The organism is Streptomyces viridosporus, from assembly GCF_002078235.1.
In the GTDB taxonomy this organism is placed as follows: domain Bacteria; phylum Actinomycetota; class Actinomycetes; order Streptomycetales; family Streptomycetaceae; genus Streptomyces; species Streptomyces viridosporus.
In genome coordinates, this window is sequence record NZ_MSGP01000404.1 from 1 (window position 1) to 8,278 (window position 8,278).

Annotated in this window: 8 protein-coding genes, 1 tRNA gene and 1 pseudogene; 7 read left to right on the plus strand and 3 right to left on the minus strand. The window is 71.4% G+C overall.

What is annotated here, in order from left to right:
- The first annotated feature begins 317 nt into the window (after positions 1-317).
- From B7L92_RS26895 to B7L92_RS26905, 3 genes are all read left to right on the plus strand, one after another.
- A complete protein-coding gene (locus B7L92_RS26895) occupies positions 318-1,478 on the plus strand; it encodes a DUF3631 domain-containing protein (RefSeq protein ID WP_081239965.1) in 1,161 nt (386 codons plus the stop codon).
- Positions 1,479-1,656: 178 nt separating this feature from the next.
- Positions 1,657-1,860, plus strand: a complete 204-nt coding sequence (locus B7L92_RS26900) for a helix-turn-helix domain-containing protein (RefSeq protein ID WP_081239966.1) — start codon at positions 1,657-1,659, stop codon at positions 1,858-1,860.
- Between the two features lie 65 nt (positions 1,861-1,925).
- Entirely contained in the window at positions 1,926-3,311 is a 1,386-nt protein-coding gene (locus B7L92_RS26905) for a tyrosine-type recombinase/integrase (RefSeq protein WP_081239967.1), read from the plus strand.
- A 44-nt stretch (positions 3,312-3,355) separates the two neighbouring features.
- Here the strand turns inward: B7L92_RS26905 and B7L92_RS26910 are convergent.
- Positions 3,356-3,429, minus strand: a tRNA-Thr gene (locus tag B7L92_RS26910).
- A gap of 85 nt (positions 3,430-3,514) precedes the next feature.
- The gene (locus B7L92_RS26915; protein ID WP_081239968.1) at positions 3,515-3,928 is read right to left on the minus strand and encodes a DUF3224 domain-containing protein; all 414 of its coding nucleotides are present in this window, start codon (positions 3,926-3,928) and stop codon (positions 3,515-3,517) included.
- Positions 3,929-4,042: 114 nt separating this feature from the next.
- On the opposite strand from B7L92_RS26915, the gene B7L92_RS26920 reads away from it, so the two are divergent.
- From B7L92_RS26920 to B7L92_RS26935, 4 genes are all read left to right on the plus strand, one after another.
- The gene (locus B7L92_RS26920; RefSeq protein ID WP_174704022.1) at positions 4,043-5,014 is read left to right on the plus strand and encodes a helix-turn-helix transcriptional regulator; all 972 of its coding nucleotides are present in this window, start codon (positions 4,043-4,045) and stop codon (positions 5,012-5,014) included.
- A 231-nt stretch (positions 5,015-5,245) separates the two neighbouring features.
- Positions 5,246-6,334, plus strand: coding sequence for an ABC transporter ATP-binding protein (locus B7L92_RS26925; RefSeq protein WP_004986521.1), 1,089 nt, complete (start codon positions 5,246-5,248; stop codon positions 6,332-6,334).
- A gap of 221 nt (positions 6,335-6,555) precedes the next feature.
- Positions 6,556-7,011, plus strand: a complete 456-nt coding sequence (locus B7L92_RS26930; protein WP_004986519.1) for a hypothetical protein — start codon at positions 6,556-6,558, stop codon at positions 7,009-7,011.
- A gap of 158 nt (positions 7,012-7,169) precedes the next feature.
- Entirely contained in the window at positions 7,170-7,901 is a 732-nt protein-coding gene (locus B7L92_RS26935; protein ID WP_004986517.1) for a nucleotidyltransferase family protein, read from the plus strand.
- A gap of 103 nt (positions 7,902-8,004) precedes the next feature.
- On the opposite strand, the pseudogene B7L92_RS26940 reads toward B7L92_RS26935, so the two are convergent.
- Positions 8,005-8,278, minus strand: a pseudogene (locus B7L92_RS26940) (hypothetical protein); the annotation flags it as partial.

Genomic DNA, 8,278 nt, shown 5'->3' on the forward strand with positions numbered 1-8,278 from the left:
ACCCCCGCCCCGGCCGGTCCGCACGCCGCCCCACAAGCTGTGGACGCTGCGGCCGTGGGCGAGCCGAAAGGCGCCGCCCGCCAGGGCGTCCGGACTGCTCTTGGTTCTGACCCGCATGGCGACGACGGCCGCCACCCCGTCGCGTGGCTGCACATCGTCGCCCCGCGCGGCGCCGTCCCCACCGCCACCTCACGGTGCGCGTGCGGACGCGACCGCTCGGCCATCGGCCGTGCTCGGGTGCTCGCCCTGATCGATGAGCACGCCGCCCACCGCGACGCATGCCCCCTGCGCGACTCACAGGAAGGAAGGGCCGCCGCATGACCAGCCCCATCGACGGCGTCGCGCTGCTCGACGAGGTGGAAGCCTTCCACCGCCGCTTCAACGTCTTCCCCACCGACGCCGCGTACGTCGCGGTCGCGCTGTGGGACGCGCACGCCCACCTGCTCGACTGCTTCGACTCCACCCCTCGCCTGGCCTTCCTGTCCCCGGAGCCTGGCTCGGGGAAGTCGCGGGCGCTGGAGATCGTGGAAACGCTCGTGCCGCACCCGATGGTCGCGGTCAACGCGTCTGCCGCCGCGCTCTTCCGGGCGGTGTCCGGAGCCGACGGCCGTCCCACGATCCTGTTCGACGAGATCGACACCATCTTCGGCCCCAAGGCCGGAGACAACGAGGACCTGCGCGGCTTCCTGAACGCCGGACACCGCCGTACCGGCGTCACCTACCGGTGCATCGGTGACGGCGGCAACCAGACCGTGCAGGCGTTCCCCTCGTACTGCGCGGTCGCGGTCGCCGGACTCGGCTCGCTGCCGGACACGATCCTGACCCGCTCCATCGTCATCCGCATGCGCCGGCGGGCCCGCAACGAACGCGTGGAACCCTTCCGCGCCCGCATCCACGAGGCCGAGGGGCACAAGCTGCGTGACCGGCTCGCCGAATGGGCGGAGCAGGCGCGGGGGTTCGTGCTGGGAGCCTGGCCGGAAATGCCCGACGGGGTCACCGACCGCCCCGCCGATGTGTGGGAGCCGCTGCTGGCCATCGCGGACGCCGTCGGCGGTCAGTGGCCCGAGCGGGCCCGCGAAGCGTGCGTGACACTGGTCACGGCCGCGCAGCACACCGACAAACACAGCCTGGGAATCCGGCTGTTGACCGACCTGCGCGACCACGTCCTGATCGGCGTGGACAAGCTGCCCACCATCGCCATCCTCGATCGGCTGAACGCCCTCGATGACGCGCCGTGGGCGGACCTGGACGGCAAGCCACTCGACAACCGGCGCCTGTCGCGGATGCTCGGGGAGTACATGACGGCCGACAACGCGCCTATCCGGTCCCGGAACATCCGGACGGCCGGCGGGGTCCTCAAGGGCTTCCACGCGGAGGACCTGGCGGACGCGTGGGCCCGCTACTGCCCGCCCCCTCCCCAGGGCTCCGCTACATCCGCTACGCCGCTACAGCCCAGCTCAGAGCCGGTGAATCTGTAGCGGCACCCAAGTGTGTAGCGGCTACGCCCGCTACCCCGTAGCACATGCGTAGCCGCTACACCCCACCTCTCCGCTACAAAAACACCCCTGCTGACCTGCGATGTAGCGCTGTAGCGGATGTAGCGGACTTCTGAGAGCAGGGCCGACGCCAGACAACCCCGCCGAGGAGACATCCCGGATGAGCACAGTCATTGCCGCACCTGTGGACCGGCTGCTCTACACGCCGGAAGAGGCCGCCGAAGCGCTCGCTATCGGCCGTTCCACCCTCTACGAGCTGATGGCCGACGGAGCCCTGAAGTACATCAAGTTGGGCCGGTGCCGCCGCATCCGGCGCACGGACCTCGAGGCGTACGTGGCCAACCTCGCCCCGCTGCCCAACTGACCCACGCATCACCACAAGGCGACCCCGGACCGGTGTCCGGGGTCGCCTCTCGTACGGAGGAACACATGAGCCCCCGCAAAGCGAACATGGAGTCGTCCATCTACCTGGGCAACGACGGCTGGTGGCACGGCCGCGTGACGATGGGCGTCAAGGACGACGGCAGCCCGGACCGCCGTCACCGCAGGGCTCGGACCGAGGCGGAGGTGCGCCGCAAGGTCCGCGAGCTGGAAGCGCTCCGGGACAGGGGACGCGCGCCGAAGGCCGGCCGCAAGCCGACCGTGGAGCAGTGGATGACCACCTACCTCACCGACATCGCGTCGTTGAAGCTCAAGCCGCGTTCCCTGGACGACTACTGGTCCAAGACGCGGAACGACATCATCCCCGGTATCGGCAAGCACCGGCTCGACAAGCTGGGCCCGGAACACCTGGAGCGGATGTACCGGGCCATGCTGGACGAGGGACACGCGCCGTCCCACGTACTCAAGGTCCACCGCATCCTGTCCCGGGCCTTGAAGATCGCCCACCGCCGTCGGCTCATCGTGGAGAACGTCGCCACGCTCGTGGACCCGCCGACGGTGGACGAGACCGAGGCGAACCCGTTCACCACCGAGGAGGCCAAGGCGTTCCTGGAGGCCGCCGCCAAGCGGCCCACCTTCATGCGGTGGTGTATCGGGGTCGGCATGGGGTTCCGGCAGGGTGAAACGCTCGGCTTGCGGTGGCCGTACGTCGACCTGGACAACGAGCTGTTCCGCCCCGAGTGGCAGCTTCAACGCCTCACGTGGCGACACGGCTGCGAGGACCCGCACGCGTGCGGCGGTAAGTTCCACCGGTTCGAGCCGTGCCCGCCGGATTGCAAGGCGCACAAGGGCTACAAGCGCGGGTGCCCCAAGCCGTGCCCCAAGGCCTGCACCCGGCACGCTCGGGTCTGCCCTGAGCGGCAGGGCGGCGGCCTGGTCTTCACCCGGCCCAAGACCAAGAAGAGCCGGAACGCCGTGCCGATCCCCCCGCCGTTCATCCCCTACCTGCGGGAGCACAAGGCACAGCAGGACGAGATGCGCGCCGCGGCCGGGGAACTGTGGCAGGAACACAGACTCGTCTTCACTCGGCCGGACGGCCGACCGCTGGACCCGCGGCAGGACTGGGAGGAGTTCAAGGAACTGCTCGCGGAAGCGGGCATCGACGACCGCCGCCTGTACGACGGGAGCCGCCATACCGCCGGCACGCTTTTAAATGAACTCGGGGTCGACATGCCCACGATCATGGAGATCCTGCGGCACACCCAGATCAGCCAGACCCGGCGGTACGTGAAGGGGAGATCCCACCTGTCCAAGGACGCGATGCGCCGTATGGGAGACGCGTTCATGCCCAGTCCGAGAGACGGTACTGAGACCAGAACTGAGACCCCGGACACCCGCCCGGCCCGCGCCCGCCGTCGGCGCCGCATCCGCTGAACGGAAAACCCCAGGTCAGTCATGCTGACCTGGGGTTCCAGCCGAGCCCCCTGTCGGATTCGAACCGACGACCTACGCATTACAAGTGCGTTGCTCTGGCCATCTGAGCTAAGGAGGCGTCGCGCGGCGCGCGCGAAGGCGGCTCCACTGTACACAGAGCCGCTTTCGCGGGGCCACGCACTTGCGGGAGGAGGCCCGCCCGTTCACTCCAACCCGTACGCGAAGGTGTACGGCACCTTCGTCTCCCCGTGCCGGTAGGTGAACCCGCCGGTGCCGCGCAGCCCCGTCAGTTCCCCGGTGCCCGAGCCCTCGACGACCTCGAAGGAGCAGTGCACGGTGCCGTCCTCCGCGAAGTGCCCGCGCTCCTCCAGCACGAAGGTCCCCTCCCGCCCGTCGACGCGGCCGCCGACGAGTTCCATCCCCGCGAAGGTGCCGGTCGTCCCGGTCAGGTAGGCGATCGTGTAGTCACAGGTCGTGGCCCCGGCCTCGATGCCGCCCGAGAACGCGTTGGTGACCGTGGCGTGCGCGAGCCGGGGGCTGCCGTCCTCGGGGGTGACGGGGCTCTCCTTCCAGTCGGCGAAGGTGAAGTGACCGGTGGTGGTCCGGGTGGTGGGCATGGGTGTCCCCTTCTTGGGCATGGGTGTCCCCTTCTGACGTGGGTCCGGCGGATGCGTCCACCCTTCCGCCCGTACCTGACACCTCCTGTCAGGTACGTCGGGAGAATGGGCCCCATGCGCGCCGACCGGCTCCTCTCCCTGCTCCTGCTGCTGCAGAACCGCGGCCGGATGACCGCCTCCGAACTCGCGGCGGAACTGGAGGTGTCGGTGCGCACCGTCTACCGGGACGTCGAGGCGCTCGGCGCGTCCGGGGTGCCGGTCCGGGCGGAGCGCGGACCGGAGGGCGGCTACCGCCTGGTGGAGGGGTACCGCACGCGGCTGACCGGGCTGACCGACGCGGAGGCCGGTTCGCTGTTCCTGGCCGGGCTGCCGGGACCGGCCGGGGAACTGGGCCTGGGGGCCGTCCTGGCGAGCGCCCAGCTGAAGGTGGAGGCCGCCCTCCCGGGCGGCCCGGCCGGACAGGCGCGGCGGGTGCGCGAGCGGTTCCACCTGGACGCGCCGGCCTGGTTCCGGGACGCCGACCCCGTGCCGCACCTGGAGTCCGTCGCGCGGGCGGTGTGGCAACAGCGGGTGCTGCGCACCCACTACCGGCGCTGGCGCGGCGAGGTGCACCGCGAGGTGCGCCCGCTGGGTCTCGTGCTGAAGGGCGGCATCTGGTACCTGGTGGCGCTGGCGCAGGACGCCGTGCGCACCTACCGGGTGTCGCGCTTCCGGGCGGTGGAGGAGACGGGCGAGGAGTTCGCCCGTCCGGCCGGCTTCGACCTGGCCGCGTACTGGACGGAGTCCTCCCGGCGCATGGAGGCGGCGCGGCACCAGGGCACCGCCCGGCTGCGGCTCTCCCCGCGCGGGCGGAAGCTGCTGCCGATGCAGTTCGGGGCGGCGGGGACGCGGGCGCTCGCGGAGGCGGGGCCGCCGGACGACGAGGGGTGGGTCGAGGTGGAGCTGTCCGTCGAGTCGGAGACGGTCGCGACCGGCGACCTGCTCCGGCTGGGCGTCGAGGCGGAGGTGCTCGGTCCGGAGGAGCTGCGGCGGGCGGTCGCGGCGGCCGTGGCGGTGCTGGCGGACCGGTACGCGACCGACCGGTGACCCCGCTCCGGGTCGAACGGGCCCCGTACGCGACGGAGCCGTCATCCCGGCGATCGAAAGTTTCCGCGAAATTCACAGCCCGGGAGGTGCTGACAGACCAGGTGAACGCCGGGTACCGTCCTGTGCCAGTTCACCCCTGTGGACTACACCACAACGGAATACCCGTAGTGGCACCGCCTTCCTACTCGGATCGTCCGGCACGTTCCTGCCGGTAGAAGGGGACCATTCACCATGGCCACTGTCACGTTCGACAAGGCGACCCGGATCTACCCGGGTTCCACCAAGCCCGCCGTCGACGCCCTCGACATCGAGATCGCGGACGGCGAGTTCCTCGTCCTGGTCGGCCCGTCCGGCTGCGGCAAGTCCACCTCGCTCCGGATGCTCGCGGGGCTCGAGGACGTCAACGGCGGCGCCATCCGCATCGGTGACCGCGACGTCACGCACCTGCCGCCCAAGGACCGGGACATCGCCATGGTGTTCCAGAACTACGCGCTCTACCCGCACATGACGGTCGCCGACAACATGGGCTTCGCGCTCAAGATCGCCGGCGTCAACAAGGCGGAGATCCGGCAGAAGGTCGAGGAGGCCGCGAAGATCCTCGACCTGACCGAGTACCTGGACCGCAAGCCGAAGGCGCTCTCCGGCGGTCAGCGCCAGCGTGTCGCCATGGGCCGCGCCATCGTGCGCGAGCCGCAGGTGTTCCTCATGGACGAGCCGCTGTCCAACCTGGACGCCAAGCTCCGTGTGTCCACCCGCACGCAGATCGCCTCGCTCCAGCGCCGCCTGGGCATCACCACCGTCTACGTCACCCACGACCAGGTCGAGGCGCTCACCATGGGCGACCGGGTCGCGGTCCTCAAGGACGGTCTGCTCCAGCAGGTCGACACCCCGCGCAACATGTACGACAAGCCCGCGAATCTCTTCGTCGCCGGCTTCATCGGCTCCCCGGCCATGAACCTGATCGAGGTCCCGATCACCGACGGCGGGGTGAAGTTCGGCAACTCGGTGGTGCCGGTCCAGCGGGACGCGCTGGCCTCCGCCACCGACAAGACCGTCACGGTCGGCGTCCGCCCCGAGCACTTCGACGTGGCCGGCGCCGACTCCGACCTGGGCGTCGAGGTCACCGTCAACGTCGTGGAGGAGCTGGGCTCCGACGCGTTCGTCTACGGCACCGCGCAGATCGGCGGCGAGGCCAAGGACGTGGTGGTCCGCGTCGGCGGCCGCGAGGTCCCGGAGAAGGGCAGCCAGCTGCACGTCGTGCCGCGGGCGGGCGAGACCCACGTGTTCTCGACCTCGACCGGCGCGCGCCTCTCCGACTGAGGCGCCGGACGAAACACACGGATCCGGGTGATTCACCCGAGATGATGAAGAGGGGCCCCGCAGGTTGCTGCGGGGCCCCTCTCCCTGTCGACAAATACCCCGACACAGCGGACATTTCGAGCGGCGTGCGTCAACACGCACCCTCGAAACCCTCCACCCCCTATCCCTCGAACCGGTGACGGAAGGTTTCCGCTCGACTACCTGCCGCTACCCTCACACGCGTGAAGCACTCCACGAACCCTCAGACGCGACGCGGCGGGGGCCCCGCCCTCCGGATCGGCCGCACCCTCGCCTTCGTCCTGCCCGTCGTCCTGGTGCTCTCCGGGACCCTCGCGGTCGCGCGAGTCAACTGGTCGGGGTCCCCCTCGAGCCCGGTGCTCACCGCCGCGGACGCCTCCGCCCCCGGCGCCTCCTCGCGCGCCGCCGCCCGCGCGCCGCAGGACGTGCTGCGCGACGCGCTGCTGGTCGAACTGCAGGAGGAGGACCCGGGCGTCGCGCTCACCCACCTCCAGCAGGCCGTCGACGAGCGCCCGTCGCTGGCGAAGCACTGCGCCTCCATCGCCCGCTCCCTCGGCAAGGCCGCGGTCCGGGCGTACGGCCCCACCAAGGCCCAGTCCTACGCCCGCCCGGTCTGCGACACCTCCTTCGCGTCGGGGGTCGTCACCGCCCACCGCTGAGCGCACCGCCCGCCGCCGGGCACACGACTCGCCCCGCACCGGCCGCGCCGGTGCGGAGGAGGCGTCACCGGCCGCACCGCGCCGGTGCGGAGGAAGCGCCGCCGGTCACCGGGCCACCGGCCCCGACCGCTCACGGGACGCCACGTACAGTTCCGCCCATGACCGATCCGAGTGCCGCGTCCCGTCCCGTTCAAGCCGTCGTCCTGGCCGGCGGCCAAGGCTCCCGGCTTCGTCCGTACACCGACGACCGGCCCAAGCCGATGGTCGAGATCCCCGGTACGGGGACCCCGATCATCGGCCATCAGCTCTCCTGGCTCGCCGAGGAGGGCGTGACGGACGTGGTGGTCTCCTGCGGCCACCTCGCCGAGGTCCTGCAGGAGTGGCTGGAGACCGCCGACCTGCCCGTCTCCGTCACCACCGCCGTCGAGACGGAACCCCTCGGCCGCGGCGGCGGCCTGAAGCACGCCGCCGCGCACCTCCCGTACCCGGACCGCCCCTGGTACGCCACCAACGGCGACATCTGGACCCGTTTCTCACTGCGCGACATGGCGGACTTCCACACCGAGCGGGACGCCGTCGCGACCCTCGCGCTGGCCCGTCCGCGCATCCCGTGGGGCGCGGTGCGGACGGACGGCTTCGGCCACATCACCGACTTCATCGAGGCCCCGCCGTCGACCTTCGAGATCAACGCGGGTGTGTACGTCTTCTCCCCCGGGTTCGCCGACCTGCTCCCGGAGCGCGGCGACCACGAGCGCACCACGTTCCCGCACCTGGCGCGCGAGCGCCGGCTGGCCGGTTTCCCGATCCCCCAGGGCTCCTACTGGCGGGCGATCGACACCGCGAAGGACCTGACGGAGGCGGCGAAGGAACTGGCGGCGCAGCGCCGCTGACCCGTCCTCACCGGCCCGGCCGTCGCCTTCCTCACCGGCGACGGCGAAGGGGTCCCGCACCTCGTCGGTGCGGGACCCCTTCGCCGTGTGCGGGCGGTCGCCCCTATCCCAGGAGGCCGCCCACCAGACCCCGCCTCTCGGAGGAGGAGCCGCCGCCGCTGCCGCCGTCCCCGCTCGGGGCGCCGCTGCCGCTGCCGCCGGTGGTGCCGCCGCCCGAGGTCGGGCCGGAGCTGGTGCTCGGGGCCTGGTCGACCGGGGAGGACTGCTGGGGCGGCGTCTGCCCGGTGCTGCCCTGGGTCTGGCTGGGGGCACCGGTGGTGGCTCCGGTGCCCTGGGTCGCGCCGGGGCTGGTGGCTCCGGCGGACGGACCGGTCGAA